The sequence below is a fragment of the Dysgonomonas sp. GY617 genome (assembly GCF_015233815.1).
Lineage (GTDB): Bacteria > Bacteroidota > Bacteroidia > Bacteroidales > Dysgonomonadaceae > Dysgonomonas_A.
Window position 1 is genome coordinate 1 of record NZ_JADCLR010000007.1, and the last position, 22,388, is coordinate 22,388.

Consider the following 22,388-nt stretch of genomic DNA (forward strand, 5'->3'; position numbering starts at 1 on the left):
AGACAGTATTAGTGTCAAAGGACATATATCAGGTCAAAATATCATTCGGCAATAAAACAATCTACTTTGACCCTAAAGATGGTAAATCTCCTTCTAGCCGTACCATTGACGGGGTAATCAGGGCATTGGCCATTCGAAAGGATATTGATGATTTAGAGAATCTTATTCTGGAATTCGGAGTACTGGCTAAAGAGGTAATCCGTAGGATGAAATCAGACGGGTATGATTTCGAATGAAATGGACAACTCCAGGAATCGCCACAGATACAGAACTCTCTACAATCACGGCGTACATCATACAGGGGAATAGACCTTAAAACGGGTGACCGCCTCTTCATGGAACATATAGGAAAACAAACTATAAATATTGGAGAATTTCCGGGTGTTACGCTAGCAATTAAATATATAATAGTGTATGACCTCCAGCCCAGAGTTGTTTATACTGACTGTATAACTGCAATTGATTGGCTAAGGAATAAGAAAACAGCATCCATGAAAAAAAATCCGGTGTTGAAAAAAGCGGAAGTATTCCTGAAAGCTATGGGATGTGAAGTCGATCAGATCAAAATTGTTTATTGGAATAATGACGTATGGGGGGAAATCCCGGTCGATTTCGAAAATATTATTATTAGATCAGTGCCTTTCTGTGAGGTTAGAAGGCGCTGATATTAACACCTGTGATATATTATGGCAAAACTAAAAACTGAACTTAATCAATTTGTCTGTTTAACTGAAAAAGATTACCTGACATTACTTGAAGATCATATGACTTTGAAGGCTTTAAAAATAGCCGGAATTGAGAATTTACCGATGTATAAAAGCCTGGTTAGCATTATTAACGATGGTAGAATTGAAATTCATATTAAACCCATAAAGCAGAAATACAGATAATATATATTTTGTATATTTCAACAAAGATGTATCAAATTAGTCAGGGGTATCTGCTTGATTGTATTTCTAGCTGTTCAGAATGGTATATAACAAGAACAAAAACAGGATAAGATACTAAATTCTACACTTACCTAAAATTTAAACAATGAACAAAAGAGACTTAATCAAAGCTGCTGCGCAAAGGAGTGGATTAACACAGAGTATTATTCAATCAAGCCTGGAAATGATTCTGGAAACGATTCGGGTGGCTTTATCTAAAGGTGATAAAATATCAATCCATAATTTTGGTACTTTTTCGATAAAGCAATTACCGGAACGTCAATCCAGAAATCCGAAAAGTGGTCAAACCATTATGGCCAGACCTAAAAAAGTGGTCAAATTTAAAGCTACACCTTTAATCGGAAGCGATAAATACATAAAGAAATAAGCTTTATTGATGTTATATAGATACCATGTTTGCCCATATGAATAGCCTTCATATGGGGCTTTTATTTATATATATTGTATATTCAAAAAAGAGTCTATTAATAGACTCTTTTATAAAAATAATCTATATATATTTGTTAGTGTTTAAATATTACTATAAACCCTGTCCATGTCGCGCTATATGTTGGTTTAGGCTTATTCAACAAAAACATACATTGATTTACAGATAGTTATATCTCAAACAGGGAGTGTCGGGATGACAACCATTTCTTTTGTGCATCAACTACTACTATTTTATAGAAGGAGGTTTTAATACAATACAATTCTTAGTTAAGAGAAAAACTATAAATAGTTCCTCTTATATTTGTTACTAATAATACTTTAAATAACGATTAAAATACATGGAAAGAGTAAAAAAACCAGAATGGTTAAAGATTAAACTTGGTGGAGGAAAAGGATATTCTCATACACAAAAATTAATTCATGACAACAGTCTAAATACTATATGCGTAAGTGGGAAGTGCCCAAATTTAGGACATTGCTGGAGTATGGGAACAGCTACATTTATGATATTAGGTGATATTTGTACGCGTTCTTGTAAATTTTGTGCAACTAAAAGTGGAAGACCTTTGCCTTTGGATGAGTCTGAAATTGGAAAAGTAGCTGACAGTATTCAAAAAATGAATTTGAGATATTGCGTAATAACTTCTGTTGACAGAGACGATTTAGCAGATCAGGGAGCTAATTATTGGGCTAGAATGATTAACGAAGTAAAGAGACGAAACCCAAATACTAAACTTGAGGTATTGATCCCTGACTTTGATGCTAAAACCGAGTTACTAGATATAGTATTCGAAGCTAAGCCTGATGTTCTAAGTCACAATATGGAGACTGTAAAGAGACTAACATCTCAAATCAGAAGCCGTGCACGATACGACAGAAGCTTAGAAGTACAAAAATATGCAGCTAGCAAAGGCTTCTTTACGAAATCGGGAATTATGCTTGGATTAGGTGAAACCGAAGAAGAGGTAATTGAGCTAATGCATGATTTACGAGACTCAGGTTGTCAACTACTCACTATCGGACAATATTTACAGCCAACCTTAAAACATATTCCTGTAAAAGAATATATACATCCCGATCAATTTGCCAAATACAAAACATTAGGTCTAGAAATTGGATTTAAATTTGTAGAAAGTGGTCCACTTGTTAGATCATCTTATATGGCAGAAACAACATTCAACCAAATTATACAATAATACTATGAAGTTTATAGATTGGGGTGTTATTGATTATAAAGAAGCTTGGGATAAGCAGAATGAAATCTTCACTCATTTGATCAATATAAAAAATACACCTGCCTATTTGGAGAATAAAGACCAATTACAACAAGTTATATTTTGTGAGCATCCACATGTATATACTCTGGGCAGGAATGGTAATGAAGGTAATATGCTTATTCAAAAAGATCGTTTAGATGCTTTAGGTGCCACCTACTATAAAACGGATAGAGGTGGTGATATTACATATCATGGTTACGGACAAATTGTTGTTTACCCGATTGTAGATTTAGATGCCTTAGGCTTATCTCTAAAACAATATGTATGTAATTTAGAAGAGGCTGTAATACAAACCTTGGCACACTATAATATAAAAGCTGGGCGAGCAGAAGGTGCTACCGGCGTGTGGTTTGACTATAATACCTCTACTGCCCGAAAGATTTGTGCAATTGGAGTACGTGCCTCACGTTATGTAACAATGCATGGTCTTGCATTTAATGTATCCACCGATTTATCGTATTATAACCATATAAATCCATGTGGATTTGTAGATAAGGGAGTTACTTCTCTGGAAAAAGAAATGAGAAAATCTGTAAATATAGAAGAAGTTAAAAATATCTTAAAAAAAGAGATAGAAAAGCTATTACACACGTAAAGTACTTGTTTTTGATCTAATTAGACATTCTTCTGATTGGTATTATATTGTATCAAATTCATAAATTTTATCCAAATATTACCTTCAGATTAAATAAAGCTTAATCTTATTCGAAAACTATTTTATTAGATGTTTGTTAATCTATATGTATTTAACTATATAAACTTTGATTATTTATGAAAAAGAAAGCTTTATTAGGATTACTATCCTTATGTTTAGTATTAGTATCAACTTCGTGTAAAGACAAGGCCAAAGTAGAAGAGAAACCTGCTACAACTACCGAAGGCACTGTTCAGATCCCAGAAGCCGAAGTTTTGACCAACACCGTTCTAACAGCAGCAGAACAAGCAGCTTTAACTCCTGCAGATGTACTTAATCTTCTTAAAGAAGGAAACAAAGAGTTTACAGAAGACAACCTTACAGTTCGTAACAACTCTCAACGTGTTAGAGATGCTGCAACAGGTCAATTTCCTAAAGCTGCTATCCTATCTTGTTTAGATTCTCGTGTACCTGTTGAAGATGTTTTCCATAGAGGTATCGGTGATCTTTTTGTTGCTCGTATCGCTGGTAATATCGTTAACGAAGATGTATTAGGTAGTTTCGAGTTTGCAACTAAAGTATCTGGCGCAAAAGTTATCGTTGTATTAGGTCACGAATATTGCGGTGCTGTTATGTCTGCAATCGATGATGTAAAACTAGGTAACATTACTGCTTTATTAGCAAAAATCAAACCTGCTGTTGCATCTGCTGGTAAAACATTTGAAGGCGAAAAAACTGCTGCAAACCCTGCATTCGTAGAAGCAGTTTGTGATCACAACGTTGAACTAGCTATCGAACAACTTCGCACTAAAAGTCCAATTTTGAAAGAAATGGAAGATAAAGGTGAATTATTAATCGTTGGTGGTGTATACGACATGAAAACTGGAAAGGTTAATTTCTTTGACAAGAAATAATTTAAACGACCTCCTTTTTGATACATCTAAAAATCAAAACATTACATTTTTTTCATAATTAAAGAACGTAAAACAAAATACTAACAAGCTACTAATAAGAGAATTATAGCTCAACACCATCACTTAACAATCATTACACTTAGAGCGTTTTTATTTAAACCAAATTAACGGTGAAATTCTCTAAAACCAGTATATATTTGATGCGTGTTTAACAAGTATGTTTCACTTATTTAATTGAAAAAAATTATGAAAAAAGTAGTTCTTTCATGCGTTATGATGTTTGCTCTTTTAGCATCTGTCAGTGTTATGGCTCAAGATTCAAAAAAAACTGCTGCTCCCGCTAAAGTGAAAACTGAAGCCAAAGCTACAACAGCTACAAAACCCGAATCGAAAAAGGATTCGAAGAAAGCTGAGGTAAAGACGGAGAAAAAAAGCAATTCGAGCATGAAGAAATAATTTTCAGAGAATTTTATAAAAGAAGATCGATACAACTTTGTATCGATCTTCTTCTTTTTTGAGATTATACGAAAATAAATTATGGAAAAAAGGACGACAAGAAAATGTCAAAATGTCATTAACTAAATATCAAGCGACAAAATGACTGTTATTTATAAGAATGAAATATAAAACAGTAATAAGCTGATTATAAACTAAATAAATAAAAAAAATCTATTCTTCTATAAATTTATAAGCTATAAAAACTGAATTGCACATTATTTGTACTTTTTCATATGAAAATTATGTAGAACTAAAATAATAGGAGGATTTTGAAATGAATAATAGATTAATGAAATTCGATTCTAGAAAAAGTTTTTTACCATCAATTTTTAATGATGATTTTTTCACAAATTTCTTTGAAGGTAGTGGTTTACCTGCTGCTAATGTTATAGAGAACAAAGATGAATTCAGAGTGGAGTTATCTGTACCCGGATTCAACAAAGACGATTTTAATGTTGAAGTTGAAAAGAATGTTTTAATCATTTCAGCTAAACAAGAAAGTAAACAAGAAGAAAAAGACAAAGAAGAGAAACTTATTCGTCAAGAATTCAGATCTTCATCATTTTCGAGAAGTTTTGTTTTACCAGAGAACGTTGATATGGAACAAATATCAGCTCAGTATAAAGATGGAGTACTAAAATTGTCTATTCCAAAACTAAATAAAACTCCAGAAGATAAAATTAAAAGAATTGAAATTGAATAAAACCCTTTCTTAATAATGAAAGCCTACTCTTGTTGAGTAGGCTTTCATTTTATATTCAATATAAGTAGGTAAATACAACTTAATCTCTTTTAGCCATTTATTCCTAAAAGAGAACAATAATCTGTCCAATTATCTAATAATGCCTTCATCGAAGGTAGTACAATATTAGCTCCCGCATTCCATAAAACCTGTTCATCTAAAGGCCCCGTATTTATAGCTATAGTGAAAATTCCGGCAGCCACAGCAGACTCTACCCCCATTGGCGCATTTTCTACAACAATTGCCTGATTAGGCTTTAAACCTTGTCCTTTCTCTAGTCCCATTAGATAAGGTTCGGGATGTGGTTTTCCATGCTTTACATCAAAAGCAGTCACCATTTTATCTTTTTGAAATATATCTGGGAAATTTTCATCCAGTTTTCCTAATAAAGAAGGCTGCCCTGATCCTGTAACAAGAATACAATCCAACCCTTTTTCCTTTACTGCACGAAGCATATCATAAGCATAAGGAATAGTATCTCCGTCATTATAGAGAGTAAATAGTTCCGATTTTCTTTTATAAATCCGTTCCTTCTCTTCTTCCGTAGCTTGTCTACCATGAGATCTTTCAATTAATAAATTGATCGTGTTTCCTCCTGTGCGCCCTTCATGTAAATAGAACTCTTCTGGAGTACAATCAAGTCCCTCTTCATTCATTGTTTGGTACCATGAGCGTGAATGGTATTTCATTGAATCATAGAGAACTCCATCCATATCGAAAAGGACGGCTTTAATATCAAAATTGTTATACTTATGCTTTGTTAAATATTCTTGGAATGCAGTAATCATCTTTTTTCTTTTTTGCAAAGGTACAGCTTTTATTCAAGCAATACAATTGACTCTATTTTTAGATATAAGCCACTCCTCTTTCGTTACATTTTTTCGTAACTTGCGAATCTTTTTGAATAACATAAAAAATAAATACGAAATGAATATATCTGAATTAAAAAGCGATAATTTTTTCCTTCTAGCAGGTCCTTGTGTTATCGAAGGAGAGGAAATGGCATTAAACATTGCCGAAAAGATATTGAATATTACATCAAAATTAAATATACCTTATGTATTTAAGGGCTCTTATCGCAAAGCAAATCGTTCACGCGTTGATTCTTTTACAGGAATTGGTGACGAAAAGGCTCTAAAGATTCTTAGAAAAGTACGTGAAACATTTGGTGTACCCGTAGTTACAGATATACACGAAGCACACGAAGCTGCTATGGCTGCCGAATATGTAGATGTGCTACAAATACCTGCATTTCTATGCCGCCAAACTGATCTTTTGATCGCAGCAGCAGAAACAGGCAAAATGGTTAACATCAAGAAAGGTCAGTTTCTAGCTCCGGGAGCAATGAAATTTGCAGCTCAAAAAATTATAGACTCGGGTAACAATAATGTAACACTCACCGAACGTGGTGTTTCGTATGGTTATGGCGATTTAGTTGTTGATTTTAGAGGTATCCCCGAAATGCAAGAATTTGGATTTCCTGTTGTTTTAGACGCTACCCATTGTCTACAAAAGCCTAACCAAGCTTCGGGCGTAACAGGAGGTCAACCACAATTGATCGAAACAATGTGCAAAGCAGCAATAGCTGTTGGTGTAGATGGTCTATTCATCGAAACTCATCCTAATACAGCAGAAGCAAAGTCTGATGGGGCAAATATGCTACCATTAGATCAACTAGAAGGATTACTGACCAAGCTAGTTCGAATAAGAGAAGCAATCAGATAAGATCACACACCTATATTATATACTTTGGGGAAAGTAATAGCTATAGGCTATTACTTTCCTTAAGGCAGATCATTAAATACTTTTGTTTATAATAATTATGGAGTTCAACTATAAAATCATTCTTGCATCCAATTCACCTCGCAGAAAAGAACTCTTATCAGGTCTTGACTTAGATTATGATATTGTAGTATTGCCCGATATAGATGAATCTTATCCTCAGGATATAAATAAGGAAGAGGTTGCCTTGTATATTGCTAAAAAGAAGGCTAACGCGTATAAATCATTACTAACTGAAAACACCTTAGTAATAACAGCCGATACCGTAGTTGTTTTAGAAGAAAAAGTATTTGGTAAACCTATCAATGAATCAGAAGCAAAAGATATGCTTCGCCAATTATCGGGTAAAACACATCAGGTTATAACAGGTGCTTGCCTTACAACACACGACAAACAGAAAACTTTCAGTGTAATCTCTGACGTTCGGTTTTCGAATCTTGAAAATTCTGAGATTGAATATTACGTTTCTAAATACAAACCACTAGACAAAGCCGGAGCATACGGCATACAAGAATGGATTGGGTATGTAGGTGTAGAATACATTGGAGGATCGTATTTTAATGTAATGGGATTACCTATACAACGACTCTATCAGGAATTAAAAAAATTCTAAGAATACAATCATTTTCACATATTAATAAATGAAAACAGCAATAATAACTATTGGAGATGAAATTCTGATAGGACAAATAGTGGACACAAACTCGGCATGGATGTCCAAAAAGCTAACTGAAGCAGGCTTTGAAGTAGAAGAGAAAATTTCTATTGCCGATAATGCACAACAAATAAAAGACACTATAAAAGAAGTTTTTCAACGTGTAGATGTTATATTGACTACCGGAGGAATAGGTCCTACTAAAGATGATATTACAAAGAAAACTTTGTGTGAGTATTTTGATACAGAGCTTGTTTTTGATGAATCGGTTCTTGAAAATATCAATAACGTAATTTCAAATTTCACAACTCTCAATGGTTTAACTCGCGATCAAGCATATGTGCCTAAAGATTGTACGGTTATTCAAAATAGAGTTGGCACTGCTCCTATTACATGGTTTGAAAGAGGTGACAAGGTATTAGCTTCTATGCCGGGAGTTCCATATGAGATGAAATACAATATGGAAAATGAAATTATACCTCGCCTACAATCGAAGTACAATGCAGAAGCCTACGTCTCTCGAGTATTGATAGTGGGAGGATATACTGAGTCCAATTTGGCAATACATTTAACTGATTTTGAAAATAATCTTCCTGAAGGATTTGGATTAGCATACCTTCCCTCCCCTCGTTTGATGAAATTGAGGCTCTTTGTAAAAGGAGAATATCGTACTTCTGAATTGGAAAATGAAGTTCAGAAACTAAGAATTCTATTGGGAAATGCTATTCTTACCGAAAAAGACATTCCTCTTGAAAAAATAATCGGAGAACTTTTATCGGAGCAAAAATTGACTCTAGGAACAGCTGAAAGCTGCACTGGAGGGTATATAGCCCATTTAATTACATCTATTTCGGGATCTTCTCAATACTTTAAAGGTAGTATTGTTTCATATTCAAATGAAATCAAATGCAGCATTTTGAATGTTTCTCAGTCTAATCTTGATGAATACGGAGCCGTTAGCGAATCGGTTGTTATTGAAATGGTGAGAGGTGCCCAAAAGGCGTTGAATGTAGATTGTGCAATTGCTGTTTCAGGAATAGCTGGACCTGATGGAGGAACTCCAGAAAAACCTGTTGGTACTGTATGGATTGCTACGGCAATTAAAGACAGAATAGAATCAAAAAAATACCAATTGGGAAAATATCGCGAAGCAAATATTGTAGGAGCCTCTAACACAGCCATGTTACAATTATTGCGAATGATAAATGAATAAAATCACTTTGAAAAGAATAATATTATTATACTTTTGTGCGTGCTAAAAATTAACTAACATTTTTAATTTATTAATAATTTATGAAAGCAATCAGTAAAATTTTCGGACTAATGCTTACTATAGCAGTCGCTTTTAGTTCTTGTAGCAGTGATGATGATGGACCTAGCCCCGTACGTCAAGAAAAAGATACAACATATGTTTATACAGCAGTAATTAAAGGTTTGGCCCCTTCTAATGGGGGAAAGATTGAATACAATCTGCCTGATATAACACTAGCTCAAATATTAGGAGAAACCAATGCTAAAAATTTCCTTAGTGGAGAATTCCAAAATACAGGTGGTTATCTTGAAGTTTCTGGATTAAAAAATATGACTACATCTCCTTCTCTGCAAAATTTCACTTTACAAGTAAATTCAAATACTCCAGTAAATTTTGGTACATGCAAAGTAAATGGAAGTGGCAATAATGAGTTTTCATCTGACACACAGCAATCTGGAAATAAATATATAACATTTATTAATCCTATTTTCAACAGTGTTGTGAGTAATTCGCGTAAAGCTTCTTTAAAGATATTCTTTACTCCAAGTGAAGATATACAAGAGTCAGATAAAATACTCTTAAAAATTGCTATAAGAGGAATATATAAATACAATACATATCCAACAACAGCGAAATAATATTTATCGTATAAATATCTAAATATCAAAGAGAGAATTGTCGAATTCTCTCTTTTTTTACAACTACTAAGAACTAAAAACCTTTTGATGTTGTTATATAACAGACTAAATAAATACTATTATGCATAAAATTATACTCACAATACTCCTTACTTTAATTATAAACTCTGCTATGGCACAACAAAAATCGTTATATGATTTTAAGGTAAAAGATATAGATGAAAAAGAGTTTGACATGTCTTCCTTAAAAGGGAAAAAAGTTTTAATCGTAAATGTGGCCTCTAAATGTGGTTTTACACCCCAATACGCTCAACTAGAAGAGCTATACAAAAAATATAAAGACCAGAATTTTATAGTTATCGGTTTTCCTTCTAATGACTTTAAAGGACAAGAACCAGGTACAAATGAAGAAATCAAAGAATTCTGTTCACTTAATTATGGAGTAACATTCCCTATAATGGACAAAGTGACTGTAATAGGTGATAATAAGGCTCCAATCTATAAATGGTTAACCGAGAAATCTGAAAACTCTAAATTTGATGCTGAAGTGCAATGGAATTTCCAAAAGTTCATGATAGATGAAAATGGTCAGTTAGTAGATTTTGCATTATCTAAAGAAAGCCCGCTTTCAGAGAGAATCGTTAATTGGATAGAGAAAAAATAAATCCCACACAAAGAATTAAACTCAATACATATAAAATACATTCAAAAAAGTTTCGATAATTTAACTTAAAATCGTAACATTGCAGTCTGGAATAGAGCACTCTATTCTGCATTAATGTAAACTTAATAGAAATTACAAATATGAAAAAGATTATTTTAGTAGTCGCAACAGCATTATTATCAATGACTGGATTTGCACAAGAAAAAGCAATAAAACAATACGGATTTTGGGATAACTGGTTCCTTCAAGGACAAGTTGGAGTTTCTCACACATTTAGTGAAAACTTCAAAAGAACAGATATGACCAACCTACTAAGCCCACACGTTGCTGTATCTGCTGGTAAATACTTTTCTCCAGAATTAGGAGCTCGTTTACAAGTGGGTGGATGGGATGCTAAAAGCTTTAATCCTGCACTGGACAGAACTTATAAAATAAATTATATTCAAGCTAGTGTTGACGGATTATTGAATCTTACAAATGTATTCTCAACTTATACTGAAGATCGTTTCTTCAACCTAACAGGTATATTAGGAGTTGGAGTAATGCATGGTTTTAAAAATGAAGATCACGACGTTCGCGTTACTAATAGTGTAGTTCCTCGTGTAGGTTTACAAGCCGATTTCAGACTGAATCAAGATATCAGCCTAAATATTGAAGGTATTGGTAATTTAATGAATGACGACTTCAACGGAGTTGTTGGAGGTACTAAATACGATGCAACATTGAATGTTCTTGCTGGTATCACATATCGATTCAACAATAAAGGATTTGAAGTGGTTGATATTATAGATCCTGCACAAATTCAATCTCTAAACGATCAGATTAATGCACAAAGATCTCAATTGAGAGACAAAGACAGAGACATTCAAAAATATCAATCAGAAATAGCTCGTCTAGCTGCTCAACCAGTAGTTGTAGAAGAAGTAAGAGGTGAAACTGAAGTATTGATGAATGCTGTAGTTGTATTCCGTTTAGGAAGTGCTAAACTTGAACAAAATCAAGATATTAACATCTACAATGCTGCTAAATATTTACAAGACAATCCTAAAGTAAATATCACAGTTACTGGATATGCTGATAAAGCAACAGGTACACCTGCTATCAACCAAAGATTATCAGAACAACGCGCTCAAGCAGTAGCTGATATCTTAACCAACAAATATGGTATTGCATCAAGCCGTATCAATGTACAAGCTAGTGGTGATAGAGAACAACCATTCGAAATCGATGCTTGGAATCGTGTAGTAATTTTTACTGCTAACAATTAATAAGCTCTATTCATTATAGAAAAGGAGTTGCTATAATAGCAACTCCTTTTTATTTCCCTATTTTCCTCGAAAAAACAGGTTAACACAAAACTTACAACTGAAAATAAGTATATTAAGTCAGATATATTCACTTATAGAGCTCTGATCTTAATAATAAAGACTTGTCTCCGAACTTTATGCTTTAGATGATTGTTTTTTAACAAGTGGTAGAAAAGAGTAAATTTTAGCCGAATACAAAATACGTAGACACTCTCTTGTAAAGAAATTAGAGCACTATAGAACTTTATACTAAACAGAGCTTAACGGTTAGAAAAATACAATTATATTTATACGAAATTGCTATAAATAAATTTCTGTTTTATTGCACTCATTATGAAGCTCCAATTACATACATATATTCAAAAATATATTAAGCACTTATAGCATTAAAAACAGGATGAAAGGAAAGATAAAAGACCGCTGGGCAATACATTGTCGCTGTTTGCTGATTACATGCCTACTACTATCAAGCCCACTTATTACAGCTCAGGAAGCAGAGGAAAGCAAACAGATAATAAAAGCAATCCAAGGCTTATCAGATAAGGACAACTTACCCGATGCACGTGAGATTGTACTAAAAATGATAGAAGGATATAACGAAAACAGTTATAAAAAAGAAGCTTTCTATTATTATAATCTCTATAGAAGAACATCTGTTGATGCAGTCTTACATCGAGATTCTATTCAAGCTCAGCTTAATCACATAAAAAACAGCTCCGATCTTATATCCAAGTTTGTAATACGTCCATTTGATTTCTCATTTAATTTTGCACGTCCTAACGGCGAATCCGATGAAGCAAATGTGACTATGTTATTATTTGAGGATTATAAATCTATTTTTACCGATAATCTCAATAAAAAAAGAGGGCAAACCATTCGTGCCTCACAGAATAATGGCATTTTCGAAACCATTGGACATAAGAATATTTCTTCTTTTTTAGACGAAATATTAGGAGATATCAATCTTTTTAAAGAAAACAGTAACATCATGTTACTTTCTTTTAAAGGACCGCTATACAAATCGAATACAAAAACTTACACTTACAAACTAATCGGACAAAAACAAGTAGATGGTATTCTATGCGATGAAATAGCTTTCTTTTGCAACAACATGAAAGAAAATGCATTTGCGGGAAACTTATATATTTCTATTGAAAAGAATCCCAAACTCATAAAGGCACAATTCACCTTCAATAATAGCGAAAGCACTAATTTCCTAAAAGACATACTTTTAGTTCATTCTTTTGGTTCTGAAGGCTCAATCGTTATGCCAATAAAGCAAGAGAGTATATTACTAGTAGGAGACGATGCAAACAGAATGATGGCTGTCAGGCGTACCGATATTTTTCTCAATTACAGCTTTAATGAATCGGACAATAATTTAAGATGGAGAATTCATAGAGAAAGAGACTACTTCAAAAGAGATTCAACTTACTGGACAGCCATAAGACCCATTCCTCTGACCGAATCGCAGATGCAAATAGGTAATTTAGAACAAGCTGCCGATAGTAGCAAAAGATTTAAACGTCTGGAAAGGATTATTTCCCTTGCTCTCAATGGCTCTTATAGTCTGGCTGGCATAGATGGTCCGGTAGAATTAGGTCCATTAACTCACTTTTTGAGTTACAATGATATGGAGGGATTAAGAGTTAGAGTTGGAGGAAATACTACTATCAGATTCTCTGATCAGCTTCAATTAGGAGGATACCTTGCTTATGGAACTAAAGATAATAGAGTTAAACATCAGGCAAATTTAGTATATTCTATTTACCCTAAACAAAAATATCTCTGGGAATATCCTAAAAAACTTGTCTCTTTTACATATGCATCTGATTTGAATATCCCCGGACAAGATATGTTACTAATGAACAGAGACCATTTTGCCCAATCGTTTACACATGCTCCAACAAACAACATGTCATTACAAAGAATCGGATTATTGACATTCGAAAGTGAAAATAGCCATAATCTAACTTATAAAATAGGAGGAAAAATCACTTATGACAGACCTATGGGTGTAGTTAAATATGCGCAGGCTATAAGTCCATCAGATACTACAATCATAGATAATATAACAAGTAGCGACCTTATATTATCTTTACGTTTTGCTCCGGGTGAAAGGTTTATTCAGAGAAAAGAAAAACGAACTGCTATCCGCAGGGCTACTTTTGAGCTTGATGTTACTTATCGCAAAGGGATGAAAGGTGTATTTGGAGCTGATTATGGATATGATGTTATTAATTTTGAGCTTTTTAAAAGATTTGATGTAACAAGAAATATTGCACAAATAGACACCTATTTATCTGGAGGTAAGATATGGGGGCGTGTACCATTCCCTTTACTATTTATACCTGAGGGGAATCAGAGTTATGTATTTAATAGCAGGGCATATAATGTTATGAACTTCTATGAATTTGCTACAGACCGATTTGTAGCGGGTAGTGTTAATACTACATTCGACTGGTCGCCCATTCGACTATTTAATAAAGACAATAATATAAAAATAGGAGTAGGATCAAAAATAATATATGGACCTCTTTCGAGAGCAAACGATCCTACATACCATCCCGATCTTTTTGTATTCAATAACGGTATTACACCTTTAGGCAACATCCCTTATGCAGAAGTCAACATTGGGCTGTCGAATATTTTCAATATGCTACGGATTGATTATGCACGTAGACTTACTTATACAAGTACCGACAATACGGAAGGTAATCCAATTACAAACGGAACTATTCTTTTCTCTGGGAGCTTCTCTTTTTAGCTTTCCCCTACCCTATATTAATAACTTATTTCTATTAATAAGGGTAATTAATACAGATGGGTTTCTATTGATAATAAAGAGCTACTAGCAGGACTCTAAAAAACAAAAAGTCGTTTCTCGTAAGGGAAACGACTTTTAATATTATTTGATGTATTATAAATTACTCAGCTAAGAGTATTTCCATCATTTGAACTGCAGCCTTAGCAACAGACGTTCCAGGTCCAAAAATCGCAGCTACACCTGCTTTATAAAGGAAATCATAGTCTTGAGCTGGAATAACTCCACCTGCAATAACAATGATATCTTCACGACCTAGTTTCTTAAGTTCTTCCATTACCTGAGGTATAAGAGTCTTATGACCGGCAGCAAGAGAAGATACTCCAAGAACGTTTACATCGTTTTCTACAGCTTGACGGGCAGCTTCTTCTGGAGTTTGGAACAAAGGTCCCATATCCACGTCAAAACCACAGTCAGCATAACCAGTTGCAACAACTTTTGCACCACGGTCGTGTCCGTCTTGTCCCATCTTTGCAATCATGATACGAGGTTGACGACCTTCTTTCTTCGCAAATTTTTCTACTAGTTCGCAAGCTTCTTGGAACGTTGGATCTTTTTTAGTTTCTGATGAATACACGCCTGATATAGTTCTAATTATAGCTTTATAACGACCTACTACTTCTTCACAAGCATCCGAAATTTCACCTAATGTTGCACGAAGACGAGCAGCCTCAACAGCTAATTCTAACAAGTTACCTTTTTGAGTTTTCACACATTCGGTAATTGCAGCAAGAGCTTTTGCAACAGCAGCATTGTCACGTTTTGATTTCAGATCATTCAAACGCTCAATTTGCTGACGACGTACTTCTGTATTATCAACATCAAGAATATCAATTGGATCTTCTTTTTCCAAACGATATTGGTTAACACCAATAATTGTTTGTTGTTTAGAGTCAATCTTAGCTTGAGTACGTGCAGAAGCTTCTTCGATACGCATCTTAGGAAGACCTGTTTCGATAGCTTTAGCCATACCCCCTAATTTCTCAACTTCTTGAATTAGATCCCATGCTTTGTGAACTAGTTCATTTGTAAGAGTTTCAACATAGTAAGAACCTCCCCATGGATCGATTTCTTTACATATTTGAGTTTCTTCTTGTATATATATCTGAGTATTACGAGCAATACGAGCAGAGAAGTCAGTTGGTAACGCAATAGCCTCATCCAATGCATTGGTGTGAAGAGATTGTGTATGACCTAGTGCCGCTGCCATAGCTTCGATACAAGTACGACCAATATTATTAAATGGATCTTGTTCTGTTAATGACCAACCCGAAGTTTGAGAGTGAGTACGAAGTGCCAATGATTTTGGGTTTTTAGCACCAAAGCTCTTAACAATCTTAGCCCACAATAAACGACCTGCACGCATCTTAGCAATTTCCATGAAGTGATTCATACCGATTGCCCAGAAGAATGATAAACGAGGTGCAAAAGCATCTACATCTATACCTGCATTGATACCAGCACGAAGATATTCCATACCATCAGCCAATGTATAAGCTAATTCGATATCTGCGGTAGCACCTGCTTCTTGCATGTGATATCCCGAAATAGATATAGAGTTAAACTTAGGCATCTTTTGAGATGTATATTCAAAAATATCAGCGATAATTTTCATTGAGAATGCAGGTGGGTAAATATATGTATTACGCACCATAAATTCTTTCAAAATATCATTTTGAATAGTACCTGCCATTTCTTCTAGCTTAGCACCTTGTTCTAATCCTGCATTGATATAAAATGCCAAAATAGGAAGTACAGCACCATTCATAGTCATAGATACTGACATTTGATTTAATGGAATACCATCAAACAAAACTTTCATATCTTCAACTGAACAGATCGAAACCCCTGCTTTACCAACATCACCTACTACACGACTATGATCTGCATCATATCCACGGTGAGTAGCCAAGTCAAAAGCAACAGATAGACCTTTTTGCCCTGAAGCTAAGTTACGGCGATAGAATGCATTTGATTCACTCGCTGTAGAAAAACCTGCATACTGACGGATAGTCCAAGGACGCATTGCATACATACCCGAATATGGTCCGCGAACGAATGGAGGTAACCCTGAAGCATAGTTCAAATGTTCCATTCCTTCCAGGTCTTCTTTTGTATAAACCGGTTTTACAGGAATAAGCTCCGGTGTAACCCAATCAGCTTCGGCATTCCTATTAGTTGCAGCCCATTCCGCAGCATTAGTTGCTGCAAAACCTGCATTCTTAATATCTATATTCTTAAAATTTGGTTTCATTATTTTCCTTCTTTAGCATTAATTGATTCCTAATACAGCGTTAAATTTCTTCAATGTTTCAAGAACATTGCTCTTAACGTTAACGAAGTTTTCAATGCCTATAGCTTTCAGGTCATCTGTACATGCAGGAGCTCCCGCAACTACAAACTGTTCTTTACCTTTCACTAAGTTATAAGCCTCAGGAGCCAGAGTAGCATATTCATCATCGCTGGAACAAAGCACAATTATATCGGCTTTTTTCTCACGTGCAGCTTTTACACCTTCTTCTACTGTTTGGAATCCTAGGTTATCAATTATTTTATAACCTGCACAACCAAAGAAGTTACCAGAGAACTGAGAACGAGCCAAACGCATTGCAAGACTACCTATTGTAAGCATAAATACAACCGGAGTTTTTCCTGATTTTTCAGTAGCAAGACGAAGTTTTTCAAAATCTGTAGCCAAACGAGTGCTTGGAAGCTGTTGTAATTGAGCCGAAGCACTATCTGTTGAACAACCACAGCCACAAGCGTCTTTGGTAATTTTATTACCTGCAGTTTCGGTAATGTTAGGATACTGGTTAGTTCCTAAAAGAACTTCACGGCGTGTTGCTAATGATTTGAAACGATTATCTGAAGAAGCTTTTATTGCAGCTTGTACAGTTCCAGCTTTAAGAACTTCATAGAAACCTTTCTCATCCACTTCCAGGAATAATTTCCACGCTTGATCAGCGATAGAAGCTGTAAGGTTTTCGATATAATATGAACCAGCAGAAGGATCACTTATCTTATCGAAGTGACATTCTTCTTTCAATAATAACTGTTGATTACGAGCAATTCTTTCTGAGAAATTATCAGAATCTTTAAATGACTCATCAAAAGGTAGTACAGTAAGAGAATTTACTCCTGCAAGAGATGCTGACATAGCTTCTGTTTGAGAACGAAGCAAGTTTACGTGAGCATCAAAAACAGTCATATTGTATGTAGAAGTTTCTGCGTGTGTATAAATTTTAGATGCACAACGACAAATACCATCTTCAGCTTTATTAGGACATTCGTGGTTACATGCAGGTTTGTATGCATCTACAATTTCAGCCCACAACCAACGTGCAGCTCTGAACTTTGCTATCTCCATGAAATAATTAGCACCAATACCAAAGTTAAATTTGATTTTCTTTGCAACTAATGCAGTGTCTAATCCAGCCTCAACTAACTTGCTTAAGATTTCATTTCCGTTTGCTAGAGCATATCCCAATTCTTGGTAAATATATGCTCCTGCATTATTAAGTTTGTTAGCATTTACATTCAATACTCTGAAACGAGGTAATGCAGCAGCAACAGTTACTATTTCAGCAGCTTGTTTTACCCATTCAGTATTATCAACACCCTTTTTCAAAATAGTTTTGAATGGATCGTAATTTACTGAACCAAAGCATTTCAATAAATCTACATCTTTCGATTTTAGATTGTCAACCAAAATCTTTACTAATTCTAAAGATTTTCTGTGACAAGTTGAGAAGTTCAATTCAACAGCTTCCGGACAAATATCTTTCAATAGAGTTTTGATGTTTTCTGCATTCACATCATCACCCTTGATAATAAATCCTAGAGAAGTAATTCCTTTATTTAAAACCTCCAATGCTTTTGCATTAGCTGCTTTAAAATCAACAACAGTAATGTCCTGACGAACATACCAGTCGTTATCTTTTTTTGTACCTCTTACATAAGGGAACTCTCCGGGTAAAGCATCAGCTGTTTTAAGCCCTTCAATGTTTTCATTTCTGTAAAAAGGATTTACTTTAAAGCCCTCGTCTGTTTTCCAAACAAGTTTTTTTTCGAAATCAGCGCCTTTCAGATCAGCAGTGATTTTTGCCATCCACTCTTCTGTAGATATGGCTGGAAAATCTGTAAAAAGCTTTTCTTTTAAATTTGCCATGGTTATAAATAATGTTTTAGTATATAGTTTATTCTATTGACAATGAACAATTTCCGATATATATTATCTATTAATCCATAGATAAATACTTATGCTATCTGAAAGTGACTTACTTATATATCGAAAAAGACTCACAAAAGTAAAATATTTTGTTTGGTTTATAAAGTTTTTAAGCGATAATTTGACTTAAACAATCGTTTACTACTCTATCAATATCATTTCCTTTAGAAATTATGACTTATTAGATAGATATTCTTGATATCTATTAAATGTGCCTTTTATGACATCCCGTTTTTGAGTCCAATAATTAATTTTAGTCTTATTCCGTTTCAAAGAGTAAAACAGAACTGCTAATTCTAATTTCGATATATGAAGAAAATAAATTACTCTCGTTAGAGTTTTTCCTTTTGTTTTCGAAAAATAAATAAACTTACTGTACCAATGTTCCTGATACGACCATTTATGTAAATCTTCATTTTTATTTTCGGCAGCACCACCTTCAAGATGAATAATCTTGGCTTCGGGCACTGACATTATTTTATATCCTGTTTTTCTTATCCTGTCGCAAAGCTCAACCTCTTCGAAATACATAAAGAAGTCTTCGTCAAAGCCATTATATTTAAGAAAAAGAGATTTTGAAATAAATAGATCGGCTCCCATTATTACTTTCACAGCTTGAGGTTGATCAGAATGATTAAAACCTTGTTTCCATTTCTTATTAAGAAGTATTCTTAGCTCTCTTTTATAGAAATCTAATATATGAAACGATACAGCAGGCTTCATATCACCTCTGTAAAGATTGCCTCCACAAATACCTACTTCCGAATGTTTTTTAAGATACTCGTATAGTATAAATATTGCATTATTTATCAATAGTGTATCAGGATTCAGAAAAAACAAGTATTCGCCTTTAGCAATGGATGCACCAATATTATTGGCTCTGCCAAACCCCTGATTTTCGTCTGATAAATGAAATCTGATAGTAGGATATTTCTCAGCAAGAGAAGAGAGGGAACCTTGCTCCGAATTATTATCAACTACAATTATTTCACAATTAACATTTCTAGTATGTTTACCTATTGATACTATGCAATCTTCAAGAAGCTGTTCCGTATTGTAGTTTACAATTATTATACTGACTAAATCCTCTATCATTATTTATCTATAATTTTTTGAGTAGGAAAACTTAAGGCAAAGTTATATTAATTATCTTTTCCTTCTGATCTCTGAAAACAGTTATTCTTATATTTTCTCCTTTATAAGATTTTGCAATCTCACGCTCCAAATCTGTCCATTTATCAATATCTCCCCTATTATATTTTAGAATGACATCATTCTCTTTCAATCCAAATCGTGCTAAAATAGAATTCTCCTCTAATTTACGAATAAGAACTCCTTTAATACCATCCATTCCTGTAGCCGATCGTTCGCCTTCGGTACTTAAGTTTTTAAACTTAGCATCCAACCAATCATATATTTCATCTACATTTCCTAAATCATTTGAGATTTTAAAATCGGGAAAGTCCGGCATTTTAGCTATTTTTTCAATTTATCATATTGCACTCCGAATTTATTCATCTCGAAGTTCTTAAAGCCAACTTCCAAAGCTGGAGAATTATCTTTAACCCTATAATCTCCTATTTCAGGATTAATAAACATTGGATTACCAGCCTTTGAATGATTATCTGTTCCGTTCTCCTGAGACGCTTTCAAAGACGCTAAATCAGGAAAGAAATTATAATCAATCTCATCACCCCAATCTTTTACCCGAATCGGCAAATAAGCCTTTGTAACAATGTTATATCTGAAAGTATCCTTAGAATTTGCGAACCAAACGTGCGGATGAAACGAGTTATTAACCATTATATTATTTTCAACTTTACGATGAAAACCTTCTCTTAACTTAATACCCCCATTGAAACACAAATTATTATAAATATGATAATTTGACGATCCATCATCTAAATCTATATCCCAACCATGATCACACCGCCAACGATTATTCCTTATAATTGTGGTTTCAATAGCATCCCAGAGCACAGCTTGAGGATATTTGGCACTTAAAGAATCCATCATTCCTCTATCTGCATACCAAAACCTATCGCGTCCCCACGAATTAAAGGATCCATGATCGCCCGTTTCCTGCACTGTATCAAAAACATCATTCCACTCTATAATATGTCCTCCCCATGTACCTTCGCTAATGTTTATTCCGGCACGAGGCATATCATAAATACTATTATGACTTACAGTTATATTTTTAGACATCGAAATTTGGACACCTGCACCCTGCTTCTCAACTGTACCAATATTGTATATTAGATTATTATCTACAACACACAAACTAGGATAATTATTATTGACTGGACCTTTTACAGTATCTACTTTATCCCATGATATAAATTCGTTATACTCAAAACGAGGAGAACGAACCGCCGTAGGAGATCCCACAAAACAAACCCCACTTGCTCCGATATTAGTTATATGATTATTTTCAACCCTATCATTTCTATTATAATTAGAAAAGAAGATTGCGCTACCACCTATCGAGTTTATAAAGCAGTTTTCAACCAAACAATTTTCGGTACCCTCCAATTTTATAGCACCACTGCGATAAATAGTCCAATCACTTCTAAGAAGAGGTTCTTTTGTTTCCATAAAGGTACGTAAAGTTTGCCTCAATTCCAGATTCTTTATTTCTATATATTTTACAGGAGATTCCTCCGTACCTTTCAATATAAAAATACTCTCAAGTTGTGGTATTTCAATTAGTGCAGTTTTCAAATCTAAATCTTTCGGAGGGTAAAAATACAATGTCTTATTTTCCTTATTATAATACCACTCATTTTCTGAATCCAACTCCTCAAATATATTCTCGACCATCCGATAACTATCGTGCATCCCCATTTGTCGGTTATTCTGAAAACCTCCTTCCAGAATCAAATTATCAGATTTATCTTTCCCCGTTATTAAGTATTGGTATCCTCCCCACTCGTGCTTATGCATTGCATGCACAAACCCTCCTGCAGGATTAGCCCACCTTTTTACTCTTTCAGATGAAATAGCATCTTTTGAAAAACCATTAAAATGACGCACCTCTTTATTATAGTTCGGGTATCTGGCCATATACTGCTTCTCTCCATTAACATATAGTTGATCAAAAAGCAACGGCTCATCAATCTTAGTCTCCCAAATACCGTCTTTATACTCTTTCCAATCTAAATTAGTTAAAGGCTTTGCTGTACTAATAACTGCATGCTCATCAGAGTAAGAACTGAAAACTATAGGGCAATCTTTTGTTCCCGAATTAGTAGACGTTAAAAGTATAGGTTCTGTAATATAATGCACTCCTTCTCTTAAATAAATAGTAATCGCTTCCTTTCCGGCAAAAGCAGAAGCCGTTTTTGTAGCTTTTTCCAAGGAGGCAAAAGGCCGTTCTTTTGTTCCCGGATTATCATCATTACCAGAAGTTGATACAAACAGAGTTATTTGAGATTGCTGACAGCCCGAAACTAAAATTACCAAAGTTGCAGCTAAAATAAAAAGTGTCTTTTTCATAGAATTAAATACTTAAAGGTGCAATATTCAAAAATAAGCAAATAACCTTAAAGATTGGCTCATCTATATAAAATTATAACAAGCAATTACTATTTA

The 22,388-nt window shown here is 34.2% G+C and carries 21 protein-coding genes and 1 pseudogene; 16 read left to right on the forward strand and 6 right to left on the reverse strand.

Annotated features, from left to right (window positions below):
* The 9 genes and pseudogenes from IR022_RS07125 to IR022_RS07165 all read left to right on the forward strand — a co-directional run.
* A pseudogene (locus tag IR022_RS07125) lies at positions 1-236 on the forward strand (hypothetical protein); the annotation flags it as partial.
* Positions 237-410: 174 nt separating this feature from the next.
* On the forward strand, positions 411-665 hold the full coding sequence (locus IR022_RS19945) for a hypothetical protein (protein ID WP_242053124.1): 255 nt from the start codon (positions 411-413) through the stop codon (positions 663-665).
* A gap of 21 nt (positions 666-686) precedes the next feature.
* On the forward strand, positions 687-890 hold the full coding sequence (locus IR022_RS07135; RefSeq protein WP_194203193.1) for a hypothetical protein: 204 nt from the start codon (positions 687-689) through the stop codon (positions 888-890).
* Positions 891-1,035: 145 nt separating this feature from the next.
* The gene (locus IR022_RS07140) at positions 1,036-1,317 is read left to right on the forward strand and encodes an HU family DNA-binding protein (protein WP_194203194.1); all 282 of its coding nucleotides are present in this window, start codon (positions 1,036-1,038) and stop codon (positions 1,315-1,317) included.
* A 400-nt stretch (positions 1,318-1,717) separates the two neighbouring features.
* Positions 1,718-2,575, forward strand: a complete 858-nt coding sequence (gene lipA, locus IR022_RS07145; protein WP_194203195.1) for a lipoyl synthase — start codon at positions 1,718-1,720, stop codon at positions 2,573-2,575.
* A gap of 4 nt (positions 2,576-2,579) precedes the next feature.
* The gene (lipB, locus tag IR022_RS07150; protein WP_194203196.1) at positions 2,580-3,251 is read left to right on the forward strand and encodes a lipoyl(octanoyl) transferase LipB; all 672 of its coding nucleotides are present in this window, start codon (positions 2,580-2,582) and stop codon (positions 3,249-3,251) included.
* Positions 3,252-3,427: 176 nt separating this feature from the next.
* Positions 3,428-4,204 (forward strand): carbonic anhydrase family protein, encoded by a 777-nt coding sequence (locus IR022_RS07155; RefSeq protein ID WP_050710637.1) that lies wholly within the window; start codon positions 3,428-3,430, stop codon positions 4,202-4,204.
* Between the two features lie 246 nt (positions 4,205-4,450).
* Positions 4,451-4,660, forward strand: coding sequence for a hypothetical protein (locus IR022_RS07160; RefSeq protein ID WP_157258296.1), 210 nt, complete (start codon positions 4,451-4,453; stop codon positions 4,658-4,660).
* Positions 4,661-4,976: 316 nt separating this feature from the next.
* Positions 4,977-5,405, forward strand: coding sequence for an Hsp20/alpha crystallin family protein (locus tag IR022_RS07165; protein WP_194203197.1), 429 nt, complete (start codon positions 4,977-4,979; stop codon positions 5,403-5,405).
* An 89-nt stretch (positions 5,406-5,494) separates the two neighbouring features.
* Here the strand turns inward: IR022_RS07165 and IR022_RS07170 are convergent, their stop codons facing one another.
* Positions 5,495-6,232, reverse strand: a complete 738-nt coding sequence (locus tag IR022_RS07170) for an HAD family hydrolase (RefSeq protein WP_194203198.1) — start codon at positions 6,230-6,232, stop codon at positions 5,495-5,497.
* Positions 6,233-6,371: 139 nt separating this feature from the next.
* Here IR022_RS07170 and kdsA point away from each other — a divergent pair, with 139 nt between their 5' ends.
* The 7 genes from kdsA to IR022_RS07205 all read left to right on the forward strand — a co-directional run bounded on the left by kdsA (position 6,372) and on the right by IR022_RS07205 (position 14,509).
* Positions 6,372-7,169, forward strand: a complete 798-nt coding sequence (gene kdsA / locus IR022_RS07175) for a 3-deoxy-8-phosphooctulonate synthase (RefSeq protein WP_050708790.1) — start codon at positions 6,372-6,374, stop codon at positions 7,167-7,169.
* Positions 7,170-7,266: 97 nt separating this feature from the next.
* On the forward strand, positions 7,267-7,839 hold the full coding sequence (locus IR022_RS07180; RefSeq protein ID WP_194203199.1) for a Maf-like protein: 573 nt from the start codon (positions 7,267-7,269) through the stop codon (positions 7,837-7,839).
* 28 nt (positions 7,840-7,867) lie between these two features.
* The gene (locus tag IR022_RS07185; protein ID WP_194203200.1) at positions 7,868-9,094 is read left to right on the forward strand and encodes a CinA family nicotinamide mononucleotide deamidase-related protein; all 1,227 of its coding nucleotides are present in this window, start codon (positions 7,868-7,870) and stop codon (positions 9,092-9,094) included.
* An 80-nt stretch (positions 9,095-9,174) separates the two neighbouring features.
* On the forward strand, positions 9,175-9,771 hold the full coding sequence (locus IR022_RS07190; RefSeq protein ID WP_194203201.1) for a hypothetical protein: 597 nt from the start codon (positions 9,175-9,177) through the stop codon (positions 9,769-9,771).
* Between the two features lie 121 nt (positions 9,772-9,892).
* On the forward strand, positions 9,893-10,435 hold the full coding sequence (locus IR022_RS07195; RefSeq protein ID WP_194203202.1) for a glutathione peroxidase: 543 nt from the start codon (positions 9,893-9,895) through the stop codon (positions 10,433-10,435).
* 140 nt (positions 10,436-10,575) lie between these two features.
* On the forward strand, positions 10,576-11,703 hold the full coding sequence (locus tag IR022_RS07200; RefSeq protein ID WP_194203203.1) for an OmpA family protein: 1,128 nt from the start codon (positions 10,576-10,578) through the stop codon (positions 11,701-11,703).
* A gap of 436 nt (positions 11,704-12,139) precedes the next feature.
* Positions 12,140-14,509 (forward strand): DUF5686 family protein, encoded by a 2,370-nt coding sequence (locus IR022_RS07205; RefSeq protein WP_194203204.1) that lies wholly within the window; start codon positions 12,140-12,142, stop codon positions 14,507-14,509.
* Positions 14,510-14,669: 160 nt separating this feature from the next.
* Here the strand turns inward: IR022_RS07205 and scpA are convergent, their stop codons facing one another.
* The 5 genes from scpA to IR022_RS07225 form a co-directional block, all read right to left on the reverse strand.
* Positions 14,670-16,820: a methylmalonyl-CoA mutase gene (gene scpA / locus IR022_RS07210; RefSeq protein WP_194203205.1), complete on the reverse strand. Its 2,151-nt coding sequence runs from the start codon at positions 16,818-16,820 to the stop codon at positions 14,670-14,672.
* Between the two features lie 18 nt (positions 16,821-16,838).
* The gene (gene mutA, locus IR022_RS07215; protein WP_194203206.1) at positions 16,839-18,734 is read right to left on the reverse strand and encodes a methylmalonyl-CoA mutase small subunit; all 1,896 of its coding nucleotides are present in this window, start codon (positions 18,732-18,734) and stop codon (positions 16,839-16,841) included.
* Between the two features lie 231 nt (positions 18,735-18,965).
* Complete coding sequence (locus tag IR022_RS07220; protein WP_194203207.1) at positions 18,966-19,889, reverse strand: glycosyltransferase family 2 protein; 924 nt, start codon at positions 19,887-19,889, stop codon at positions 18,966-18,968.
* 31 nt (positions 19,890-19,920) lie between these two features.
* Positions 19,921-20,265: a PDZ domain-containing protein gene (locus tag IR022_RS19950; RefSeq protein ID WP_242053127.1), complete on the reverse strand. Its 345-nt coding sequence runs from the start codon at positions 20,263-20,265 to the stop codon at positions 19,921-19,923.
* 5 nt (positions 20,266-20,270) lie between these two features.
* Positions 20,271-22,292 (reverse strand): right-handed parallel beta-helix repeat-containing protein, encoded by a 2,022-nt coding sequence (locus tag IR022_RS07225; RefSeq protein ID WP_242053130.1) that lies wholly within the window; start codon positions 22,290-22,292, stop codon positions 20,271-20,273.
* Positions 22,293-22,388: the final 96 nt, after the last annotated feature.